Source organism: Streptomyces griseus (assembly GCF_001715295.1).
In the GTDB taxonomy this organism is placed as follows: Bacteria; Actinomycetota; Actinomycetes; order Streptomycetales; family Streptomycetaceae; genus Streptomyces; species Streptomyces griseus_G.
Genome location: NZ_MDKB01000001.1, coordinates 1,574,674 through 1,598,139, shown reverse-complemented (window position 1 = coordinate 1,598,139; position 23,466 = coordinate 1,574,674). Strand labels below are relative to the sequence as shown.

The 23,466-nt window shown below is 74.5% G+C and carries 4 protein-coding genes; 2 read left to right on the top strand and 2 right to left on the bottom strand.

Translation table 11 applies throughout. The features are described from left to right. The first annotated feature begins 115 nt into the window (after positions 1 to 115). Both BA175_RS06315 and BA175_RS06310 read left to right on the top strand, forming a co-directional pair. Entirely contained in the window at positions 116 to 376 is a 261-nt protein-coding gene (locus tag BA175_RS06315; RefSeq protein ID WP_069170194.1) for a hypothetical protein, read from the top strand. A gap of 225 nt (positions 377 to 601) precedes the next feature. Then, positions 602 to 1,114 carry a GNAT family N-acetyltransferase gene (locus tag BA175_RS06310; RefSeq protein WP_069170193.1) on the top strand — a complete coding sequence of 171 codons (513 nt, stop codon included), beginning with the start codon at positions 602 to 604 and terminating at the stop codon, positions 1,112 to 1,114. A gap of 192 nt (positions 1,115 to 1,306) precedes the next feature. Here the strand turns inward: BA175_RS06310 and BA175_RS06305 are convergent, their stop codons facing one another. Both BA175_RS06305 and BA175_RS06300 read right to left on the bottom strand, forming a co-directional pair. Continuing rightward, positions 1,307 to 8,890 (bottom strand): non-ribosomal peptide synthetase, encoded by a 7,584-nt coding sequence (locus tag BA175_RS06305; RefSeq protein ID WP_069170192.1) that lies wholly within the window; start codon positions 8,888 to 8,890, stop codon positions 1,307 to 1,309. After that, positions 8,887 to 23,412, bottom strand: coding sequence for a non-ribosomal peptide synthetase (locus tag BA175_RS06300; protein ID WP_069170191.1), 14,526 nt, complete (start codon positions 23,410 to 23,412; stop codon positions 8,887 to 8,889). Before BA175_RS06300 ends, BA175_RS06305 begins: the two co-directional genes overlap by 4 nt. Positions 23,413 to 23,466: the final 54 nt, after the last annotated feature.

Here is a 23,466-nt window from a genome sequence, read left to right as displayed (position 1 = left end):
CGGTCCGGGGTGACGGCCGTCTGCCGGGAGGTCGCGCCGGCCGCCACGCCACGACGAGAGTGCGGGAATCGGGCCGGGTGCGTGTCCTGCGTGAGGAGGGAACGTTGTACCGGTCATGAACGTATGGCGAACCCTCACCACGACCGCGGCCGGAACTCTGCTCCTTGCCGTGGCCCCTGCCGCTCAGGCCGACGATCTGGCGCCGGTGCTGACCGGCACCGCGCTCACGGCCGCCGATGCCGGAACACGGACCGGCACCGCCGTCGACGGAGTGGCCCGGAAGACCGGCCTCGCGCGGACGGCATCCGCGGCCGTGGAGATGGTGCAGGCCGGGGCGGACGAGGTCGGCTCGCGGGACCGGTCCGTACACAACTGACGGGCCGTGACGTTCGGCGGCGGCCCGGAGCGGTGGGAATGCGGAAAGTGAGGTGCGCGCGGTGGAGGGTGGTTGATACGGTCCCCGTCGACGCGACGGACGCGTGATCAGCGGGACAGGGAGGTTGATGAATATGGCTGCCGCCGGCCCTCGTCAGCATGCCCTCGTCCCGCCCGCGCGACAACGGAGCGCGGCCCGGGTCGTTCCCACGACCAGGAGAGACACATGTCCTCTGCTTCACCTGCCCCCGACGACCTGATCACCGAGCGTCTCGCCCTCCGGGCCTGGACCGCGGGCGAGGCCACCGCGGTCCTCGACGGCGTCCGGTCCTCGCACTGGGCCGGCGACTTCCCCGCCGAGGGCGACCGTGTGATCGCGGGCCTCTTCGGCCGGAACCCTGCCTGGCTCGGCGTATACGGCCACCGCCTGGTCATCGAGCGCGGAAGTGGCTCGGTGGTGGGCTCGATCGGCCTGTTCTGGCCACCCGCCGAGGGGATCGTCGAGCTCGGGTACGGCATCGTCCCGTCCCGGCGTGGCCGCGGTTACGCCACCGAGGCCGCCCAGGCCCTGACGGCGTTCGCCTTCACGTCGTCGGAGGTCCACACCGTGTCCGCGGGCGTGGACGTGTCGAACACGTCCTCGGTCCGTGTCCTGGAGAAGGCCGGCTTCCGAAGGTGGGCCACCGAGGAGCACACGGCCACCTTCCGGCGGAGGAGCCCGGACCACTCACAGCGATGACGCCCAGGGGCTCCGGAAGCAGTGCTTCGGGAGCCCCTGACCGTCCCGTGCGAGTGCTACCGCGGCTCGGCTCAGCCCCCACGTCGTACCGGCGTCCTCCCTGACCCCTCCCCCCGCGGGCGGCGAGCGGTGCGGCCGTCCACGGGGTGCCGGAACGCCCTCCTCGTGGCGCGAGCGCCGTGCGTGTACCGGTCAGATCCTGGCCCGTACCGGCCGCGGGGCCGGCAGGAAGCCCGTCCTGTGGAAGTAGGTCAGGTAGCGGGACAGGACATCGTCCGTCAGTGGTGGCAGGTGGACTCCCAGGGCCTGTGCCGCCTCGGCTGTCCGGCTGGAGTCGAAGCGCGGGTGCACCGGCGTCTCGTACCGGACCTGTCCCTCGCCGCCGAGGAACAACTGGGCCGCGTTGTCGTGCCGGGCCGCGATGCGCGCCTGCCAGTCCGGTACGGGGACGACGCGTACCTCGTGGCCGAGGCGGGCCGCCACGTCGAAGACACGGTCCAGGCCGGGTGCCTCCGGGTGGGTGAGGTGAAAGGTCTCCGTGCCCGTGCGACGGGACGCGGACAGGCGCACCACCGCCGCGCTGACGTAGTCCACGGGCACCCAGTCGGTCGTGCCGTACGGCAGGTCCGGGACCGCCTCGGCCTGCAGACACCCCTTGATGAGCTGCCACAGCAGGTCACGGTCCTGGCAGGCGCCGGTGGTCGTGTCACCGCTGATGCGGCCGGGGCGGTAGACGGTGACCGGGAGGCCGCGCTCGCGGGCCTGCCGGACGAGTTGCTCGGCGGCCCACTTGCTCCGGGCGTATCCGTCCGGCAGGTCGGAGGCCGGGCCGGTCGGGGTGGACTCCGTGACCGTGGCGTGCCGCGCGCCGGCCGCCGGGGCGTAGACGCTCGTGGTCGAGATGTGGTGCATCCCGGGTGAGTCCGAGTCGGCGACCAGGCGCAGCAGTTCTTCCGTACCCGCCACGTTGGGGGCACGCAGATCGCCGTATGCGGCGGCGAAGTTGACGCGTGCGCCGTTGTGGACGACGGGGCCGAGGCGGCGGACGAGGGCGGTGCGGTCGTCGCGGGACAGGCCCAGGCCGGGCGCGGCGAGGTCCCCGGGGAGAGGTCGGACCAGGTCGGCGTACCGGGGGCTCCACAGACCGTACCGCTCCAGGTTGGCCCGCAGCCGGTACGCGGCGCGCTGCTCGTCCTCGGCCCGGACGAGGCAGTCGACCGGGCCGCCGGTGGTCTCGATGAGATCGCGCAGGAGGAAGGCTCCGAGGAAGCCGGAGGCTCCGGTGAGCAGGGGCCGGGCGGAGGGGCGGGCGGGCCCGCGTGCGGGCGCCGGGGGCGCGGCGGGCCGTGCCCGGATGTCCGCCGCCAGTCGCTCGGCGGTCAGGTCCGGTGCCGGGGTCTCCTTCCTGCTCTCCTCCTCCGTCCCGCTGTCCAGCAGCCGGGCGACGCCCTCGACCGTGGGGGCGGCGAACAGGGCGCGCAGGGACAGGCGCCGGCCGCACCGCTCCTCGATCCGCTGGACGAGGGTGACGGCCAGGAGCGAGTGGCCGCCCAGGGCGAAGAAGTCGTCCGTGACGCCCACCTCCGGAACGCCGAGTGTCTCCGCGAAGGCATCGCACACGGCGCGTTCGCGCGGGCCGGCCGGGGCACGGCCACCGGCCGGCCCGGCCGGGCCGGGTGCGGGCAGTGCGCGGCGGTCGGTCTTGCCGTTGGGAGTGACGGGCAGGGCGTCGATCCGTACGTGGGCGGCGGGGATCATGTGGTCGGGCAGGGTGGCGGCGAGGTGCGCGCGTACCTCCTCGTCGTCCGGTCCGGCCGCGCCGTCCGCGGGCACGGTGTAGGCGACCAGCCGCCGGTCGCCGGGCCGGTCCTCACGGACGACGGCGCAGGCCGCGGCGACGCCGGGCAGTGCGGTCAGCGCGGCTTCGATCTCACCGAGTTCGATGCGGAAGCCGCGGAGTTTGACCTGGTCGTCGACGCGCGAGACGTAGACGAGCTCCCCGTCGGCGGTCCATCGCACCAGGTCGCCGGTGCGGTACATGCGGCCTCCCGTCCGGTCGGACGGGTCGGCCACGAACCGGGAGGCGGTGAGGGCGGGACGGCCGTGGTAGCCGCGGGCCACTCCGCCACCGGCGACGTACAGTTCGCCGACCACGCCGGGCGGCACCGGTGCGAGCCGGTCGTCCAGGACGTGGACGCGGGTGCCGGTGACGGGGACGCCGATGGGCACGCTGCGGTCCGGGGCGGACGGCCCGTCCGCGTGCTGGAAGGCGCTCATGGTCGCGCAGACGGTGGTCTCCGTCGGGCCGTAGGCGTTGACGAGGAACCGGTCCCGCGCCCACTGGTGCACCAGGGCGGGTGGGCATGCCTCGCCTGCCAGGACCATCGTGGTCCCGGCGGGCAGCGAGCCCGGCGGCATCACCGCGAGGGCGGCGGGCGGCAGGGTGAGGTGGGTGACACCCCGCTCGCGGACCAGTTCGGCGAGGGTGGGCCCGGGCAGCAGCGCGTCACGTTCGGCGATCTCCAGGCAGGCCCCGCTGAGCAGGCCCATGCACAGTTCCCAGAACGCCGCGTCGAAGCTCACGGACGCCATGTGCAGCACCCGGCTCCCCGGGGTGACGCGCAACCGCTCGCTCTGGGTCCTGGCCATGGCGCCGACACCCCGGTGGGTGACCACCACCCCCTTGGGGCGGCCGGTGGAGCCGGACGTGTAGACGACGTACGCCGGGTGCTCCGGAAGCAGGGTCCGCGCCGGTCCCGTGCGGGCGGCGGTGCGCGCGGGAGCCCCTGCGGGGCCCTCGTCGCCGAGGTCGTCGGTGTACACGCACGGCACGTCGCACTCCGGGAGCCGGCGGCGGACGGTGGGTGTGGTCAGGAGCAGGCGGGGCCGGGAGTCGTCGAGCATGTGGAACAGGCGCCGGGCCGGGTAGTCCGGGTCGAGCGGCACGTAGGCCGCGCCGGCCTTGAGGACGCCCAGGAGCGCGACGACCAGGTCGCAGGTGCGGGGCAGGGCGACGGCCACCCTGTCCTCGGGGCCGATGTCCCGGGCGGCGAGGTGACGGGCGAGGACGTCGGCGCGGGCGTCGAGTTCACCGTAGGTCAGGGTGGTTGCGGCGTCCCGGACGGCCGGTGCGTGCGGGGTGCGCCGGGCCCACTGCTCGAAGAGCGCGGGGACGGGCGACACGGGTGCGTCGTCGGCGGGGCCGTTCCCCCAGGCGGCGAGGCGGGTGCGCTCGGCGGCGGTGAGGATGGCGTAGGTGCTCAGCCGGCGTTCCGGGTCCGTGGTGACGGCGTCGAGCAGCAGGACGAGCCGTTCCGCGAGGCCGCGGACGGTGGCCGCGTCGAAGAGTTCCGTCGCGTAGTCGACGGCCGCCCGCATGCCGCTGGGTGTGCCGCCGTCGTCGTAGGCCTCGGTGAAGGTGAAGGACAGGTCGAACTTGCTGACTCCGGGGTCGGCCGGTACGCCGCCCGTGGTGAGGCCGGGGAGGTCGAGCGGGGCCGCGGGGGTGTGGTTCTGGAGGATGAGCATGGTCTGGAAGAGGGGGTGGTGGTTCCGTGAGCGAGCGGGGTTGAGCAGCTCCACCAGGCGCTCGAAGGGGATGTCCTGGTGCGCGTACGCGGAGAGGTCGAACTCCTTCACCCTTCCCAGGAGTTCGAGGAAGGTGGGGTCGCCCTTCAGGTCGGTGCGCAGCACGAGTGTGTTGACGAAGAAGCCGACGAGGCCGGCGGCGGCCTCGTCGGTGCGTCCGGCGACGGCCGTACCCAGAGGGATGTCGTCGCCCGCGCCGTGCCGGGAGAGAACGGCGGACAGGGCTGCCTGGAGCACCATGAAGACGCTGCATCCGGCGGCGCGGGCGAGGTCCGCGACCCGGCGGGCGGTGGCGGGGGCGAGGGAGAAGGCGTGGGTGGCGCCGGTGTGCCGGGGGGGGGCGGGACGCGGCCGGTCCCAGGGCAGGTCCGTCACCTCCGGCAGTCCGTCCAACGCGCGCTTCCAGAAGGCCAGCTGGTGCGCCACGAGGCTGTGGGGATCGTGTTCGTCGCCCAGGAGCCGGCGCTGCCAGAGAGCGAAGTCGGCGTATTCGACGGGGAGGTGGGTCCACGTCGGGGCCTCGCCGCGGACGCGGGCGCGGTAGGCGGTGCCGAGGTCGCGGGTGAGGGGTGCCAGGGACGAGCCGTCGGCGGCGATGTGGTGGATCACGAGGACGAGGACGTGGGTGCCGGCGGCCGGGCGCAGCAGCGTCGCCCGGAGAGGGAGGCGGTGCTCGATGTCGATCGGTGTGGTCGCGGCGGCTCCGATCCGGCCGGGGAGCTCTGCCTCCCGGACCGTTTCGAGGGTGAACGGGAGACGGATGCCGTCCGGGTCGGTGATGTGCTGGTGGGGTCGGCCGTCGCGCTCCGGGAAGACGGTGCGCAGGGCGGCGTGCCGGCTGACGACGTCGCGCAGGGCGAGGCGCAGGGCCTCGGCGTCGAGCGGCCCGTCGATGCGGAGGGCGAGGGGGATGTTGTAGGTGGCGGAGGGGCCTTCGAGGCGGTGGAGGAACCACAGGCGCTGCTGGGCGTAGGAGAGCGGGAGGACAGGGGGGCGTTCCTGCGGTACGAGGGCGGGGCGGGCGGGGCGGTCCGCGTCCTGCAGGGCGGTGGCGAGCGTGGCGACGGTGGGGTGCTCGAAGAGGGTGCGGATCTCGGTCTCGGTGTCCAGGGCGGTGCGGATGCGGCCCACGAGCCGGGTCGCGAGCAGGGAGTGGCCGCCCAGCGCGAAGAAGCTGTCGTCCACGCCGACGCGGGCCACGCCCAGTACGTCGGCGAACAGGCCCGCGAGGATCTCCTCGTGGGCGTTGCGCGGCGGCCTGCCCGCCGCGACGGGCAGGGCGACGGGGGCGGGCAGGGCCGCACGGTCGAGCTTGCCGTTGGGCGTCAGCGGCAGGGCGGCGAGCGGCAGTACGGCGGCCGGCACCATGTAGGCGGGCAGCCGGCGGCCGACGTGCGCGGTGAGCCGTTCCGGGTCGGGGGTGTGCCCGGGGGCCGGGACGACGTAGGCGGTCAGGGTACGGTCGCCGGGCAGGTCCTCGCGGACGAGGACGCAGGCCGCGCGCACGGAGGCGTCGGCGCGCAGGACCGCCTCGATCTCGGCGGGCTCGATGCGGTGGCCGCGGAGTTTGATCTGCTGGTCGGCCCGGGCGACGTGCTGCAGGGTGCCGTCGGTGCCTTGGCGCACGAGGTCGCCGGTGCGGTACATCCGCTCCCCCTCCCCGGCGAACGGGTCGGCGACGAACCGGGTGGCGGTGAGGGCGGGGCGCCCCAGGTAGCCGCGCGCGACGCCCGGGCCGGCGACGTACAGCTCTCCCTCGGCGCCGGGCGGCACGGGCCGCAGGGCCGCGTCCAGCACGTAGGCGCGCACGCCGTCGAGGGGTGTTCCGATCGGCGGCACACCCGCGGGGGCGTCGTCGGGGCGGACGTGGTGGCGTGTCGCGAAGGTGGTGGTCTCGGTGGGCCCGTAGACGTTGAGGAAGGTGGTGCCGGGGTGGGAGGCGGCGAGATCCTGCAGCACGCCGGGCGCCGCGGTCTCGCCTCCGGAGGCGACGAGCCGCAGCAGGCCGAGGGCACCGGGGTCGGTCTCGGCGATGACGTTGAACAGGGCTGTCGTCAGGAACGCCGCGGTCACGCCGTCCCGGGCGACGAGGTCCCGGAGCACGGTGGGCTGCAGGGTTCCCTCGGGCGCCACGACGACCCGGCCACCGGTCAGGAGGGGCGCCCACATCTCGAAGGTGGAGGCGTCGAAGACGTACGCCGAGTGCATCAGGACCGCGTCGGCGGCGCCGTCGCCCCACATCCGGTCGGACACGAGGGCGGTGATGTCGGCGTGCGTGACGCCTACGCCCTTGGGCAGGCCGGTGGAGCCCGAGGTGAACATCACGTACGCGAGGCGGTCGCCGCTCGTGAGGGTGGGAAGGGGCCCCGGGGCCGCCGGGGCGCCATGCAGCACGCGGCCGGCGGCGTCGACGGTCACCACCCGGACATCGGGCCGGAGCCGGAGCACCCAGGGGTGCGTGCGGGTGGTCTCGTCGACGATCAAGGCGCGCAGGGACGCGACCTTCGCGACGCTGCCGAGCCGTTCGGCGGGCCAGCGCGGGTCGAGCGGTACGTAGGCGGCGCCCGCGCGCAGTGCTGCCAGCGAGGCGGTGACCACGGCAGCCGAACGGCCCATGAGGACACCGACGCCGTCCTCCGCGCCCGTTCCGAGCCCCGTCAGCGCACCGGCCAGCTCGGCCGACAGGTGGCCGAGACGTGCGTAGGTCAGTCGCTCCCCCGCTCCGGAGACGGCCACGGCGTCCGGGCTCAGGGCGGCACGCCGCGCGACGGCGTCCGGGATGCTCCCGTCCGGGGAGCGGCCCGCGAGCTCCGCGCCGCGGCCCCGGGAGACCAGCGCCTCCCGCTCGCCGTCGAGGAGGACGGGGGCGGCGTCGACGCGGCCGTCGAGCCCTGCCGCCATCGCGGTCAGCAGGCGCCGCATGCGGGCGACCGTGCGCGCCACCTCGTCCCGGTCGAGGACCGCGGCCCGGTAACCGAAGGTGATCTTCAGCGCGTCGCCCGGGGCGATGGTCAGCGTGAGCGGGTAGTGGGCCGCGTCGGTGCCGCTGAATCCGGTCACGGCGAGGCCGCCGGGCAGTTCCCGCTGTGCGGTGCGCAGGGCCTCGGCGTCCATCGGATAGTTCTCGAACACCGCCAGTGTGTCGAAGAGTTCGTCCAGGTCCGTGACACCACGTATCTCGGTCAGCCCCACGTACTGGCTGCCGAGGAGCCGCCCCTGTTCCTCCTGGAGGCGGGCCAGGAGCGCTGCCAGGGTCTCGCCCGGTACCGGGCGGAGCCGGACCGGCACGGTGTTGATGAAGAGGCCGACCATCGACTCGATGCCGGGGATCTCCGGCGGCCGGCCGGAGACGGTGGTGCCGAACACGACGTCGGGGCGCCCGGTGAGGTGCGCGAGCAGCAGCCCCCAGGCGCCCTGGACCAGGGTGTTGAGGGTGAGCCGGTGGGCGCGGGCCGTTTCCCGCAGGCGGTGAGTGGTGGTCGCGTCCAGGTCGAGGACGAGGGTCTCTGGCAGGTCCGCGGCGGCCGGCACGTCCCTTGCGGCGCGTCCGGCGAGCAGGGTCGGCGACTCGATTCCGGCCAGGGCGGTGCGCCAGGTGTCCAGGGCGGCCGCGCGGTCCTGCTGGGCCAGCCAGGCGAGGTACGTGCGGTAGGGGGCGACGCGCGGCAGGGTGAGGTCGTCGCCCCGGTGTGCGTACAGCTCGAAGAGTTCGCGCACGAGCAGAGGCATCGACCATCCGTCGAGGAGGATGTGATGGCTCGTCATGACCAGCCGATGGCGTTCGGCCGCGGTCCGCACCAGGGTGAACCTGATCAGCGGAGGGGTGGTGAGGTCGAAGCGGCGGGTGCGGTCGGCGGTGAGGAACGCGGTGAGGCGTTCCCGTGCCGTGCGCGTGCCGTCGGCGGGGGTCAGGTCCAGTTCCTCCAGGGGCACCGGGACCTCGGCGGCGACCGCCTGCACGGGCTCGTCCAGGTCCTCATGGAGGAAGCCGACCCGCAGGTTGGCGTGGCGCCGCAGCAGGCCGTCGACGGCGGCGCGCAGAGCCGGGACGTCGACGGGGCCTTCGAGGTCGAAGACGAACTGCGCGGTGTAGACGTCCACGGCGTGGGAGTCGTACAGCGCGTGGAAGAGCATGCCTGCCTGCAACGGCGTCAGCGGAAGTACGTCCTCCAGTCGGAACCCGGTCACTTGCGTCCACCCCACTTGTTCTGCAGTCGGTCGATCTGGGCCTGGTCGAGCGAGACCAGGGGAAGGTCGGAGGGCGTCCAGCCGCCCGCGTCGGGCCGTTCGGCGTGTTCCGCGACGGCGCGCAGCGCCCGGAGGAAGGCGCCGGAGAGCGCCTCCACGTCCTCCTCCTTGAGGAGGTCGCTGGGCCAGGTCCAGCGGGTCACCAGGCGCGGGCCGTCCGGCAGGTCCTCGGTGTGGGCGTTGATGTCGAGTACGTGGTGGACGGGCATGTCGGGGTCCTGGGCTCGCGGGCCACCGGCGTCGAGCAGGACGTCCCAGTCGGCGCCTTCTTCTCCGTCCGGCCCCGGGCGCGCGGCGGCGTACCGGCCGAGGTAGTTGAAGCCGATCTGGGGGCCGTGCGCGCGGGTCAGCCGCGGACCGGTGGCCGCGTTGAGGCGGCGCAGCATCCCGTAGCCGACACCGTGGTCGGGCACGGTGCGCAGCTGTTCCTTGACGCGTTTGAGGGCGCGTTCGACCAGATCGGCGTCGAAGCGTCCGGGGTGGCGGGCGTCGACGGGTCCGGGATCGAGCCGGACCGGGTAGAGGCTGGTGAACCATCCGACCGTACGGGAGAGGTCGAGGTGGTCGGCGATCTGCTCGCGGCCGTGCCCTTCCAGATCGAGGAGGACGGCGGTGCCGTCCGTCCGGGACCCGCCCGGGGAGGCGGCCCGTTCCGCGCGCCAGGAGCAGACGGCAAGTGCGAGCCCCGTGAGCAGGACGTCGTCGACCCCGGCGTGGAAGGCTGCGGGGGCGGTGGTGAGCAGGGCTTTCGTCCAGGTGGCGGGAAGGTGGGTGACCAGGGTGCGCGTCCGGTCGGCGGTGTCCCGGTCGGGGTCGAGCGGCCGGTAGCCCAGCTGCGGGTCGGGCGTGTTCAGCACCCTTTGCCAGAGTTCGAGTTCGGCCTCGCGGGTGGTCTCCAGCGCCTGGGCGGCGAGGAGGTGTGCCCAGTGCCGGTAGGACGTGGTGACGGGGGGCAGCACCGCAGCCCCCGCGCCTCCCGTGACGGACTGCCAGGCGACGGCCACGTCGGCGGCGAGGATGCGCCAGGAGACCGCGTCGACGGCGAGGTGGTGCACGACGAGCAGCAGCCGTCCAGGGGTGCGGGGCCCGGCGTCGCACCAGACGGCCTCGACGACCTCTCCCCGGGCGGGCCGCAGCCGTCTGCGGGCCTGCTCGCCCGCCTCGGTGACGGCGGCGCGGACGGCGGCGGCGTCGAGACCCTCGACGCCGATCCGGGTGAAGTGGCGCCGGGCCGGCACCGAGCCGCGGGGCAGGGCTTCGAGGAGGGGTGCGCCGCCGGCCGGCCGGGTGACGCGCAGGCGGAGCATGTCGTGGTGGTCGACGATGAGTTGGAGCGTGTCGACGAGGTCCTCCGCCGTGGCCCCCGCGGGTGTGCGCAGCACCCCGGACTGGTTGTAGCCGTCCGTCGTGCCGGGCCGTTCCAGGAACCAGGCGGCGATGGGCGTCGGCGGCATCTCGCCGGTGGCAGGTCCGGCCGGCGCGGCGCTCTTCCGGTCCGGGGTGGTGGCGACGGCCGCGAGGGCCCCCGGGGTGCGGTGGACGAAGACATCGCGTGGGGTGACGACGAGGCCTGCCTCCCGGAGACGGCTGACGAGCTGGATGGAGAGGATGCTGTCACCGCCGAGGGCGAAGAAGTCGTCGTCGGTACGGACGGCGGGAGTGCGCAGGACGGAGGCGAGGACCTCGCACATGACTTCTTCCCGCGGTGTACGGGGCTGTCCGCCCGGCCGGGTGGCGGCGGGACGCTCCGGGGCGGGCAGGGCACGCCTGTCGGTCTTGCCGTTGGGCAGCAGGGGCAGCGCGTCGAGGGGGACGAAGACGGCGGGCACCATGTACGGCGGCAGGACCGGCGCCAGCAGGGCACGCAGTTCGCCGCCGTCGAGGGGGGCCGCGCCGCCGCTCCCACCGGCGACGGTGTACGCGACCAGACGCCGCTCCCCGGGGCGGTCCTCCCGTACGAGGACGCAGGCGGCGGTGATCCCGTCGAGCGCGGTGAGAGCGGCCTCGATCTCACCGGGTTCGATGCGGAAGCCGTTCAGCTTGACCTGCTCGTCGGCGCGGGAGACGTAGGTGAGCAGGCCGTCGCCGTCCCGCCGGACGAGGTCACCCGTGCGGTACATACGGCTGCCCCCGGGCCCGTACGGATCGGCGACGAACCGGGAGGCCGTCAGGCCCGGGCGTCCGAGGTAGCCGCGGGCGAGGCCGTCGCCCGCGACGTAGAGCTCGCCGGTCACGCCGGGTGGCACCGGCTGGAGGGCGGTGTCCAGGACGTAGGCGCGGGTGTTGTCGACGGGGCGGCCGAGCGGGACGGTCGACTCCCCCGCCGGGTCGCCCGTCGGCACGCCGCGGTAGTGGTGGGCGGCGGCGTCGATGGTCGTCTCGGTGGGACCGTAGAGGTTGTGTACGTCGGCGGACCACTCCGAGCGGACACGCTCCGCGAGACTCCGGGGCAGGGGTTCGCCGCCGCACAGGACGGCCCGCAGCGCCGTGGGCGCCTCGCCGCCGGTCTCGGTGAGGACGAGCGAGAGGTGCGAGGGCACGAACTGGGCGAGGGTGACGCGCGCTTCGCGCATACGGGCCAGCAGCGCCGCCGGGTCGTGGTTGACGGCGGGCGGCACGGGGCAGGTGGCGCCGCCGTGCAGGAGGGGCAGCCAGGTCTCCCAGACGGAGGCGTCGAAGCTCGGCGACGTGCGGGCCAGGATCCGGTCCCCGTCGGTGAGGGCGAGGTGGTCCGCCATCCAGGCCATGTGGTTGGTCAGGGAGGCATGGGTGACGAGGACGCCTTTGGGGCGGCCGGTGGAGCCCGAGGTGTAGATGACGTACGCCGCGTCGCGCGGGTCCGGTGCGGTGGCCGGCGGAGCCGCGCGCCCGGTGGACCAGGCGGCCCGGTCGTCGAGGGCGAGGCAGGGTACGGACGCGCCGTACCGTGCGGCCTGTGCGGTGCCGTGGACGAGGAGCAGCGCCGGGCCGGCGTCGTCGAGCATGTAGGCGATACGCGCCTGGGGGTGTCCCAGGTCGACCGGTAGGTACGCGGCTCCGGCCTTGACGACTGCCAGCATCGCCACCACCTGGTCGGCGGTGCCTTCCAGGGCGAGGGCGACGAGGTCGCCGCGGCCGATGCCCCGGCTGTGCAGGTGGTGGGCCAGGTCGTCGGAGAGCGCGTCGAGTGCGCCGAAGGTGAGGCGGCGCGCGCCGTCGAGCACGGCGGTCGCCGCGGGGTTCCGCGCGCACCGGGCACGGAACGCCTCGGGTGCCGTGCGGGCGTCGACCTGCCGGGTCGGGGCGCACGCGGCCCGGTGGAGGCTCAGCCGCTCGGCGGGGTCCAGGACGTCGGTGGTGCGGACGCGCCGGCCGGGGTCGGCGGCGAGTACGGCGAGCAGGCGGGTAAGCCGGGTGGCGAGAGCGCGGGCGGTGGTACGGGCGAAGAGTTCGGTGGAGAACTCCAGGACGCCGTCGAGGCCGGCGGGACGGCCGGTCGCGTCGCGTGTCTCGGAGAAGGTGAAGGTCAGGTCGAACTTGCTGATGCGCGTGTGCACGGGCTGTTCGGCGACCGTGAGCCCGGTTAGGTCGACCGCCGCGTCCGCCTGGTTCTGCAGGACGAGCATGGTCTGGAACAGGGGGTGGTGGTTCTGGGCCCGCGCCGGGCTCAGGGAGTCCACGAGCCGCTCGAACGGCACGTCCTGGTGGTCGTAGGCCGCCAGGTCGAACTCCCGGACGCGGTCGAGCACCTCGGCGAAGGTGGGGTCACCGCTCAGGTCGGTGCGCAGGACGAGCGTGTTGACGAAGAAGCCCACCATGTCGTCGAGGGCTTCGTCGGTGCGTCCGGCGACCGGGGTGCCGAGCGGGATGTCGTCCCCGGCGCCGTGCCGGGCCAGGAGCACCGCCAGGGCCGCCTGGAGCACCATGAAGAGGCTGCACCCCCGGGCACGGGCGAGTTCCGCGAGGGCCCGGTGGGTGTCCGCGCCGACGGAAAAGGCGAACGCGTCACCGCGGTGCGCCGTGACGGCCGGACGCGGCCGGTCGTAGGGGAGATCGAGCAGGCCCGGGGCGCCGGCGAGCGCGGTGCGCCAGAACTCCAGCTGGCGGGCGGCCCGGCTGTCCGGATCGTCCGCGTCGCCGAGCAGCGTGCGTTGCCACAGGGTGTAGTCGGCGTACTGGACGCCGAGTTCCGTCCAGGAGGGCTCCACGCCTTCGACGCGCGCCCGGTAGGCCTGCCCCAGGTCCCGGGCGAGCGGCGCGAGCGACCAGCCGTCGCCCGCGATGTGGTGGACGAGCAGCACGAGGACGTGGTCCTGGGTGTCCTGCCGCAGCAGCCTGGCGCGTACGGGGAGGTCCGTACTCACGTCGAAGGCGTGCGTCACCTCGGCGCGCAGGATCTCGTCGAGGTGGGCGGGGTGCACGTCACGGGGGGTCAGGTCGAGGTCGGCGCCTGCGGCGTCGAGGACGGCCTGGCGCGCGACGCCGCCGGTTTCGGGGAAGACGGTGCGCAGGCTCTCATGACGTTCGACGACGTCCGCGAGGGCGGTTTCCAGGGCGTCCGCGTCGAGCGGGCCGTGCAGGCGCAGCACGAGCGGCACGTTGTACGTGGCGGTGGGGCCCTCGAAGCGGTTGAGGAACCACAGTCGCTGCTGGGCGTAGGACAGCGGCATCGGGTCGGGGCGGGCCGGGGCGCGCTCCAGGGGGCTCCGGGCCGCTTCCGCTCCGTTCAGCGCGGCGGCGAGCCCCGCCGGGGTGGGGTGTTCGAAGAGGGCCTTGACCTGGACCTCCACGCCGAGTGCGCGGCGCATGCGCGCGGCGAGGCGGGTGGCGAGCAGGGAATGGCCGCCCAGCGCGAAGAAGTCGTCCTCGGCGCCGACCGTGTCGCGGCCGAGCACGTCGGCGAAGAGTCCGCACAGGATCTCCTCCCGAGCGCCGCGGGCGCCGCGCCCGGCCGGAGCGGGCTGCCCGGGCGCGGGCAGGGCGTGCCGGTCGACCTTGCCGTTGACGGTGAGGGGCAACGCGCCGAGCAGGACGAACGCGGAGGGCACCATGTAGGCGGGCAGCGACCGGCCGACGGCGCGGGCGAGGTCGCCGGGTTCGGGGTGCGCGCCGTAGGCGGGCACCACGTAGGCGACCAGCCGCCGGTCGCCGGGCGGATCCTCGCGGACGACGACGAAGGAGTCGGCGACGCCGTCGCAGCAGGCGAGCACACCCTCGACCTCGCCGGGCTCGATGCGGTGGCCGCGCAGTTTGACCTGCCCGTCGGCGCGGCCCACGTAGGTGATCCGCCCGTCGTGGGTCCACCGCACGAGGTCACCGGTGCGGTACATACGCCCGCCCGCCGGATCGGAGGGATCTGCCACGAACCGGGCGGCGGTCATCCCCGGGAGGCCGGTGTAGCCGCGTGCCACGCCGTGTCCCGCGAGGTACAGCTCGCCGACGACCCCCGGCGGTACCGGGCCCAGGGAGCCGTCGAGGACGTGCGCGCGCATGCCGTCCAGGGGACGGCCGATGGGCGGCGGGCCGGACGGCAGGCCGCCAGTCACCTCATGGCGGGTGGCGAAGGTGGTGGTCTCCGTGGGTCCGTACACATGCAGGACGCGCACGCCGGGCGCGGTGCCGGCGACCCGTTGCATCGCGTCCGGGGAGGCCGCCTCCCCACCCGTGCAGACCAGTCGCAGGCCGGCGAAGGCGCCCGGGTCGGTCTCGGCGATCACGTTGAACAGGGCGGTCGTCAGGAAGACCGCGGTCACGTGCTGCTCATGGACGGCGTCGCCGAGGACGTCGGCCTCCAGGAAGCCGTCCGGGGCCACGACGATCCGGCCGCCGCGCAGGAGCGGAGCCCAGATCTCGAAGGTGGAGGCGTCGAAGACGTACGCCGAGTGCATCAGGACAGCGTCGGCGGCGCCGCCGTCCCAGGCGGAGTCGGCCGTGAGCGCCACCACGTCGGCGTGGGTGACACCGACGCCCTTGGGTGCGCCCGTCGAGCCGGAGGTGAACATGACGTAGGCGAGTGCGCCGGGGCCGGGCACGGCGGCCGGGCGGCCCGGCTGCTCGGGAGCGCCCCGCAGGACCCGGCCGAGCCGGTCCACCACCACGACCGGGAGCCGGCGGGCCGCCTCGGTGACCCAGGGAGTGGCGAAGGCGTCCTCGTCGACGACGAGGACCTGTACGGCCGCCACCGCGGCGACCCGGTCGAGCCGTTCGCCGGGCCAGCCGGCATGCAGCGGGACGTAGGCGGTGGCCGCGCGGACGGCGCCGAGCGAGACGGACACCACCGCGGGCGACCGGGTGAGCAGTACGCCGACGCCTGCCTCGGCGCCGGCGCCCAGGCCCGCCAGGACGCCGGCGAGGTCGGCGGAGACGCGGTCCAGTTCGGCGTACGTGAGGGTGGCCTCGCCGTCCGTGACGGCGACGGCCGCGGGTGTGCGCCGCGCCTGGGCGGCGAAGAGCGCGGGAAGGGTGGTGTCCACGGTGCCCGCGGGCAGCGGGCGGCCGGTCCCCCGGTGTGCGAGGCGGGTCTGCTCGTCCGGGGTCATCAGGGCGTAGCCCGCCAGCGGCAGGCCGGGGTCGGTGGCCACCTGCTCCAGGAGACGGACCAGGCGGGTGGCAAGGGTCTCGACGGTGGTCCGGTCGAAGAGTGCGGTGGCGTACTCGATCCCGGCGGCGAGGCCGCGGCCGGCCCGCTCCTCGGTGGATGGGGCCGGCTCTCCGGTGCGCGCGGCCCGCTCCTCCGTGAAGGCGAAGGTGAGGTCGAACTTGCTCAGGCCGTTGTGAACGAGCCGGTCCTGGACTCCGACTCCCGGCAGCTCCGCGTGGACCGCGTCCTGGTTCTGCAGGACCAGCATGGTCTGGAACAGCGGGTGGTGGTTGCGGGCCCTGACCGGGTCGGCGCTCTCGACGAGACGCTCGAAGGGCACGTCCTGGTGCGCGTACGCGGCCAGGTCGAACTCCCTCACCCGTACGAGGAGTTCCCTGAAGGTCGGGTTGCCGGACAGGTCCGTGCGCAGGACGAGCGTGTTGACGAAGAAGCCGACCAGGTCCTCCAGCGCCTCGTCCGGGCGGCCGGCGACGGGCGAGCCGAGCGGGATGTCGTCACCCGCGCCGTGCCGGTGCAACAGGGTGGCCACCGCGGCCTGGAGCACCATGAACAGGCTGCTGCCGGACTCCGCCGCGAGGCGCAGGAGGCGGGTGTGCAGGCGGGAGGGGACCTCGAAGGTGTGGACGGCTCCTCGCGGGTCGGCCGTGGCCGGGCGGGGCCGGTCCAGCGGCAGGTCGATCGGACCCGGCAGGCCCGCCAGGGCGGCGTGCCAGTGGTCGAGTTGCTGGCGCAGGACGCTGTGCGGCTCGGTGCCGTCCCCCAGGACCGCGTGTTGCCAGAGGGTGTAGTCGGCGTACTGGAGAGGGGTTCCGGCCGCCTGCTCGGGCTTCCGGCCCTCCAGCCGGGCCCGGTAGGCCCCGCCGAGGTGACGGGCGAGCGGGGCGAGCGACCAGCCGTCGGCCGCGATGTGGTGCAGGACCAGCACCAGGACGTGGTGGGCGGGTGCGGCCCGCAGGAGCAGGGCACGCAGCGGCGGATCGGTGACGACGTCGAACGGTTCGCGTACGGCGGCCAGGACGGCGTCCTCGAGTGCGGCGGGTGCCGAGGGCACCACGGGCAGCCGGGGTGCGGTGGCGTCGGCGGGGAGCACCAGCTGGTGCGGGACGCCGTCCCGTTCGGGATGGACGGTGCGCAGCGCCTCGTGGCGCTCCACGACGTCGCGCACGGCCGCGCGCAGGGCGTCCGTGTCCAGGGCGCCGTCGAGTTCGAGGACGAGCGGGATGTTGTAGGTGGAGCTGGGACCTTCGAGCCGGTTCAGGAACCACAGGCGCTGTTGGGCGGGGGACAGCGGCAGCGGGTCCGGCCGTTGCGCCACGGGCACCACCGGTGGGCGGGTCGGGCCCGGGGTACCGAGGACACGGGCCAGGCCGGCGACGGTCGGATGTTCGAAGAGGGTGCGTACGGCGATCTCGGCGCCCAGGACGGTACGGACGCGGCTGACGACGCGCATGGCCAGGAGCGAGTGCCCGCCGAGATCGAAGAAGCTGTCGTGCGGTCCGACGAGGGACCGGCCCAGGACGTCGGCGAAGATGCCGGCGAGCACGTCCTCCCGCAGAGTGCCGCCGCCCGGCCCGCCGGCCGGGACGCCGGCCTCGGGCCGGGGCAGGGCGCGCCGGTCCACCTTGCCGTTGGGCAGGAGCGGCAGGCTGTCCAGGACGACGACGGCGCCGGGCACCATGTAGTGCGGCAGGGCCTCGGCCAGGCCGTCGCGCAGGGCGCCGGGGCGCGGTGCGGGGTCCGCCGTCACGGCGTAGGCGACGAGTACGCGCCGGCCGGGCAGGTCCTCGCGGATCACCGCGCAGGCGGCGGTGACGCCGGGTATCGCGAGGAGCGCGGCCTCGACCTCCCCCAGTTCGATCCGGAAGCCGCGCAGCTTGACCTGGTCGTCGGCGCGGGCGACGTAGTCGAGCAGCCCGTGCCGGTTCCACCGGACGAGGTCACCCGTCCGGTACATACGGGCGCCGGCGGCGTCGAACGGGTCGGCCACGAACCGGGCGGCGGTCAGGGACGGCCGGTCCAGGTATCCCCGGGCGAGGTTGGGGCCCGACAGGTACAGCTCCCCGGTGACGCCGGGTGGTACCGGCCGCAGCCGGCCGTCGAGGACGTAGGCGCGCATGGTGTCGACGGGGAGGCCGATCGGCACGGTGTCGGACGGTGTACGGGCGTCCGCCCGCCCGTCGGTCCGCGGTGCGTGGGCGCGGTGGGCGGTCGCGTCGATGGTCGCCTCCGTCGGCCCGTAGAGGTTGTGCACCTCGGTACGCCACAGTGCGGCGACCTCGTCGGCGAGGGTGCGCGGCAGCGGCTCGCCGCCGCACAGGACGGCGCGCAGCCCGGGGAGCGGTGCGGCGTGCGCCGCCTCGCTGAGCACGAGGGCCAGGTGGGAGGGCACGAACTGCGCGAGGGTGACCCCGAATCGGCTCATCCAGGTGACGAGGGTGTCCGGTTCCCGGTTGGCGTCGGCGGGGAGGAGACAGACTTCCGCGCCGCTCGTCAGCGGGAGCCACAGCTCCCACACGGAGGCGTCGAAACTGGTGGAGGTGCGGGCGAGGACCCGGTCGTCCGGGGTGACGGCGAGGTGCCGCGCCATCCAGGCCATGTGGTTGGCGAGCGCGGCGTGCGGCACGACCACCCCCTTGGGGCGGCCGGTGGAGCCGGAGGTGTGGATGACGTAGGCGGGGTCCGCCGGGTGGGGGGTGTGCGGGAAAGGCCCGGTGGGCCCGCCGGGGCGGGCGGCCGGCGTGTCGAGGGCGAGCCACGGGACGTCGCAGGCGGGCAGGGCCGCGTGGACGTCCGTTGTGGTGAGCAGCAGGACGGGCCGGGCGTCGTCGAGCATGTACCGGATGCGCGCGGGCGGGTACTGCGGGTCGACCGGCAGGTAGGCGGCGCCCGCGCGCAGCACGGCCAGCATGGCGACGACGGTGTCCACGGACGGCGGAACGGCGAGCGCCACCCGGTCCTCGCGGCCGGCGCCCCGCTCGCGCAGGACGTGGGCCAGGGCGTCGGCGCGGGCGTCGAGCTCGGCGTAGGTGAGGCTCGTGTGCTCGTCGCGCACGGCGGCCGCATGGGGTGTGCGCCTGGCCCACTCCCGGACCGCTTCGGGGGCGGTGCGGGCGGGCGGTGCGAGCTCCGGGCCGCGTCCCCGGGCGAGGAGGTGGTTCCGCTCGTCGGGTGCGAGGGGGTCGAGGTCACCGACCCGGCGGCCGGGGTCGGTGACGGCCTGGGTGAGGATGCGGGCGAACCGGGCGGACAGAGCGCGGGCGGTGGCGGCGTCGAAGAGGTCGGTGGCGTATTCGAGGTGGCCACCGATGCCACCGGGGGCGGTGAGGGCGTCCCCCGGTCCGCGCCCCGGGACGGGTTCCGCGGAGGGTCCGGCGACCTCGGTGAGCGAGAACGTCAGGTCGAACTTGCTGGCCCCGGTGGGCCGGGACCGGTCGTGGACGGTGAGGCCGGGGAGATCCAGTCTCCTCTTCTCCTGGTTCTGGAGAACCAGCATGGTCTGGAAGAGGGGGTGGTGGTCTCCGGAGCGCTCCGGGTTCACCGCCTCCACGATCCGCTCGAAGGGGAGGTCGCCGTTGCCGAAGGCGGCGATGTCGAACTCCTTCACCCTCTGCAGGAGCTCGTGGAAGGTGGGGTCGCCCGACAGGTCCGCGCGCAGGACGACGGTGTTGACGAAGAACCCGACCATGTCGTCGAGAGCCTCGTCGGTACGCCCTGCCACCGCGGTGCCCAGGGGGATGTCGGTGCCGGCACCGTGGGCGTGCAGCGTCACGGCGAGGGCCGCCTGCAGCACCATGAACGGGGTGCAGCCGGCGGCGCGGGCCAGCCGCGTGAGCGCCGCGTGCTCGGGGGCGGGCAGTGTGAAGGGCACCGCGTCGCCCCGGTGGCGGGCCACCGCCGGGCGTGGCCGGTCGAGCGGCAGGTCGAGCAGGTCGGGGGCGCCCCGCAGGGCTTCCTGCCAGAAGGCGAGCTGGCGGGCGGCCAGGCTGTCCGGGGCGCGGTCGTCGCCGAGCAGCCGGCGTTGCCAGAGCGTGTAGTCGGCGTACTGCGCTCGCAGCACGGGCCAGTCGGGCGTGTCCGCGCCGGATCTCCGTGCGCGGTAGGCGGCCCCGAGGTCACGGCTGAGCGGGGCGAGGGACCAGCCGTCGGCGACGACGTGGTGCAGGACGAGGAGCAGGACGTGACGGGTGGGGGCCAGGCGGAGCAGGTGCGCCCGGAGGCCGATGTCACCGGTGAGGTCGAAGGGCACCGCGGACAGGCGGCGTATCGATTCCTCGGCCCAGGTGTCGGCGTCCTCCCCCACCGGGGGTTGATCGACGGCGAGGGGGACGAGTGCGGCGGCGGCGGACGCGCCGAGGATGTTCTGGCGGGCCACCCCGTCGTGCTCGGCGAAGACGGTGCGCAGGCTCTCGTGCCGGGCGACCACGTCGGCGAGGGCGCCGCGCAGCGCCTGCGTGTCGAGGACGCCTTCGAGTGCGAGGACGAGCGGGACGGTGTAGGTGTCGTCGGGTCCCTCGACGCGGTTGAGGAACCAGAGGCGTTGCTGCGCGAAGGACAACGGCACCACGTCGGGTCGGGGCTGCGGGACGAGGGCCGGCCGGGCCGTCCCGCCGGTGTCGAGGACCGCGGCCAGCGAGGCGACCGTGGGGTGGTCGAAGAGCGTACGCAGATCGAGTTCGGCGCCCAGGGCGGCACGCACGCGGCCGGTGAGGCGGGTGGCGAGCAGGGAGTGGCCGCCGAGGGCGAAGAAGTTGTCGTCGGTGCCCACAGCAGCCACGCCCAGGACGTCCGCGAACAGGCCGGCCAGAACCTCCTCGTAGGCCGTGCGCGGGGCACGGCCCGCGGCGGCGGTGGCGCGGGGGGCGGGCAGGGCCCGGCGGTCGGTCTTGCCGTTGGCGTTCAGGGGCAGCGCGTCGAGGCCGACGAACGCGGAGGGCACCATGTACGCGGGCAGCGCGCGTCCGACGCGGCGGGCCAGGGCGGCATCGTCGGGCCGGGTGCCGGGTGCTCCCACGACGTAGGCCACCAGCCGCCGGTCGCCGGAGGTGTCCTCCCGGACCAGGACACAGGCGGCCCGCACAGCCGGGTCGGCGAGCAGGGTGTTCTCGATCTCGCCCGGTTCGATGCGGTACCCGCGGAGCTTGACCTGCGTGTCCACGCGCCCGACGTACTCGATGTCCCCGCGCGCGGTCCAGCGCACGAGGTCTCCGGTGCGGTACATGCGGCCACCGCGCGCGGTGTACGGGTCGGCGACGAACCGGGTGGCGGTCAGCGCGGCGCGCCCCTGGTAACCGCGGGCGACGCCGTGGCCGCTCACGTACAGCTCCCCCACGACACCGGGCGGCACCGCCGCCAGGGCGCCGTCGAGCACGTACAGGCGCATCCCGTCGAGGGCCCGGCCGATGGGCGGGACCCCCGGCGTGCCGGCGGCGACCTGGTGGCGGGTGGCGAAGGTGGTGGTCTCCGTGGGCCCGTAGACGTGCAGGACCCGTGTGCCGGGCAGGGCGGCGGACACCCGCTGCATCAGGTCCGGGGTGGCGGTCTCACCTCCCGCGGCGACGAGTCGCAACCCGCCGAACGCCATGGGGTCGGCCTCGGCCACCACGTTGAAGAGAGCCGTCGTCATGAACAGCGCGGTCACCTCGTGGCGCCGCACCAGTTCCTCGAGAGCCGGTGCCTCCAGGACACCGGCGGGCGCGACGACCACGGCGCCCCCGTTCAGAAGCGGCACCCAGATCTCGAACGTGGAGGCGTCGAACACGTACGCGGAGTGCAGCAGCACCGCCGCGCACGCACCGTTCGTCCACGCGGTGTCGGCGGCCAGCGCCAGGACGTCGGCGTGGGTGACACCGACGCCCTTGGGCAGGCCGGTGGAGCCGGAGGTGAACATCACGTAGGCGAGCCGGTCGGCACGGGACACTCCGGGCAGTGGTCCCGGCCGTGACGGGGCGCCGCGTACGACGCGGCCGACGGCGTCGACGACGATCACCGGCAGGGTGGCGGCAGCCTCCTCGACCCAGGGCTGATCGGCGGTGCTCCCGTCGACCACCAGAGCACGGACGCGGGCCACTTCAGCGACGGCGCGAAGGCGCTCGGCGGGCCAGGCCGCGTCCAGGGGCACATACGCTGCTCCCGCGCCGACCGTGCCGAGCGTGGCGCACACCAGGGCCGCCGACCGGCCCACGAGGACACCGACGCCGTCCTCGGCTCCGATGCCCCAGCCCGTCAGGGCACCGGAGAGGTCGTCCGCCGCCTGCGCCAGCTGCCGGAACGAGAGGGTGACGGCACCGTCCACCACGGCCGGGGCGCCGGGCGTGCGGCGGACCTGCGCGCCGAAGGCCTCCGGGAGACTCGAGGCCGTCCGCGCGCGCGGCAGCTCGGCGCCCCGCCCCTGCGCGAGCAGTGCCGCGGCGGCGGGACCGTCGAGGAACGGCACGTCGCGAAGGAGGGTGCCGGCGTCCGCGTGGGCCAGAGCCGTCAGGTAGGAGACGAGCGCCTGCTGGAGCAGCCTCACGTCCTCGGGATCGTACAGATCCGGGTCGGCGTCGAAACCGATCAACGGCGCTTCGCCCTCGGCCCGTTCGGAGACGAAGAGGGACACGTCGTCGACCGGTCCGACGGACAGCACACGGGAGGGCGCCGGACTGCCGGCGAAGTCGAGGTCGTAGTCGTAACCCATGATGTTCACGACGACGTCGGTCAGGCGCGCGGCGCCGTCCGTCATGTTCAGCTCACGGGCCAGCTGCTCGCGGGAGAAACGGCGGTGGCGCAGGGCGCCGGCCATCTCCGCTGCGACGGTGCGCACCAGGGCACCGACCGTCATGTCGGCGGTGACCGACAGGCGGAGCGGCAGGATGTTCGAGGTCATCCCGACGACGTGCCGCAACCGGCCGTGCCGGCCGTTGGAGGCGAGGCCCACGGTGACGTCCTGCGCGCCGGTGACGCGGCCGACGTAGGCGGCGACCGCGCTCACGAGGACGGCGGTCCATCGGGTGCGGTTGCCGGTGGCGAGCCCCCGCAGGTCGTCGAGGACGGTGACGGGGAGGGTCTCGCCGGTGTGCATCCGGACGTCCGCCCTCGGCGGTGTGCCGGGCGCGGGCTGGGGCTGGGGCGTCTGTGCCGGTGAGATCCGGGACGTTCGTGCCGGTGCGGCGGTGCGCCGTCGGATGAGAGCCGGACCGCCGTGCGCCTGCTCCCCGTCCCCTCCGTCTCCCGCGTCCACCGCACCCGTCAGGTCGGCGAACTTGCCCGTCCAGTAGGCGCGGTCGACCTCGTACCGGCCCGCATCACGATAGGCCGCCTCGTCGGCCACGAGGTCACGCAGGGGTGCGGCCGGCAACTCGGCCGTGGCGAGGTTCTCGCCGCGGACGGCGCGCCCGTAGAGCTCGGCGACGGTACGGCCGAAGACGGCACCGCCGAGGCCGTCGACGGCGATGTGGTGGAAGCGGACGTACCAGTAGTGCAGCCGGGTGCCGAGACGCAGCAGCGCGAAGTGGTGACGTGGGGCACCGAGCCGGTCGACGCCGGCCATGTCGTCGGCCATGTAGCGCTCGGCCGCGGCGGCGGGGTCGTCGGAGCCGGTCAGATCGACCATGCGGAGCCGGTCGCTGTCGACCGGCGGGCGGCGGAGGACGCGCTGCCACACTGTGTCGCCCTGGGGGACGAACTCCAGGTGGAGGCTGTCACACAGGGCGACGGCCCGGCCGAGCGCCACGGCGAACATTTCCTCGTCGAGGTCACCGCGGATTTCGAAGCACTCTCCGATGTTGTATTTCGGGCTGTCCGGATCGACGAGCTGCCCGTACCAGACGCCCTGCTGCGCCGCGGTCAGTTCGAGAAGCTCTTCGGACGCCGTGTTCGGCGGAGGTACACGGTTTTCCTGCATGCCGGTCCACACCTTTGGGGAGAGGTTCAGGGAAAGAGGAACAAAGGCCGGGTG

What these genes read in the sequence shown, in the direction of transcription:
- BA175_RS06315 (WP_069170194.1), top strand. Translation starts at nt 116, where the DNA reads ATGAACGTATGGCGAACCCTCACCACGACCGCGGCCGGAACTCTGCTC.
- BA175_RS06310 (WP_069170193.1), top strand. Translation starts at nt 602, where the DNA reads ATGTCCTCTGCTTCACCTGCCCCCGACGACCTGATCACCGAGCGTCTC.
- BA175_RS06300 (WP_069170191.1), bottom strand. Translation starts at nt 23,412, where the DNA reads ATGCAGGAAAACCGTGTACCTCCGCCGAACACGGCGTCCGAAGAGCTT.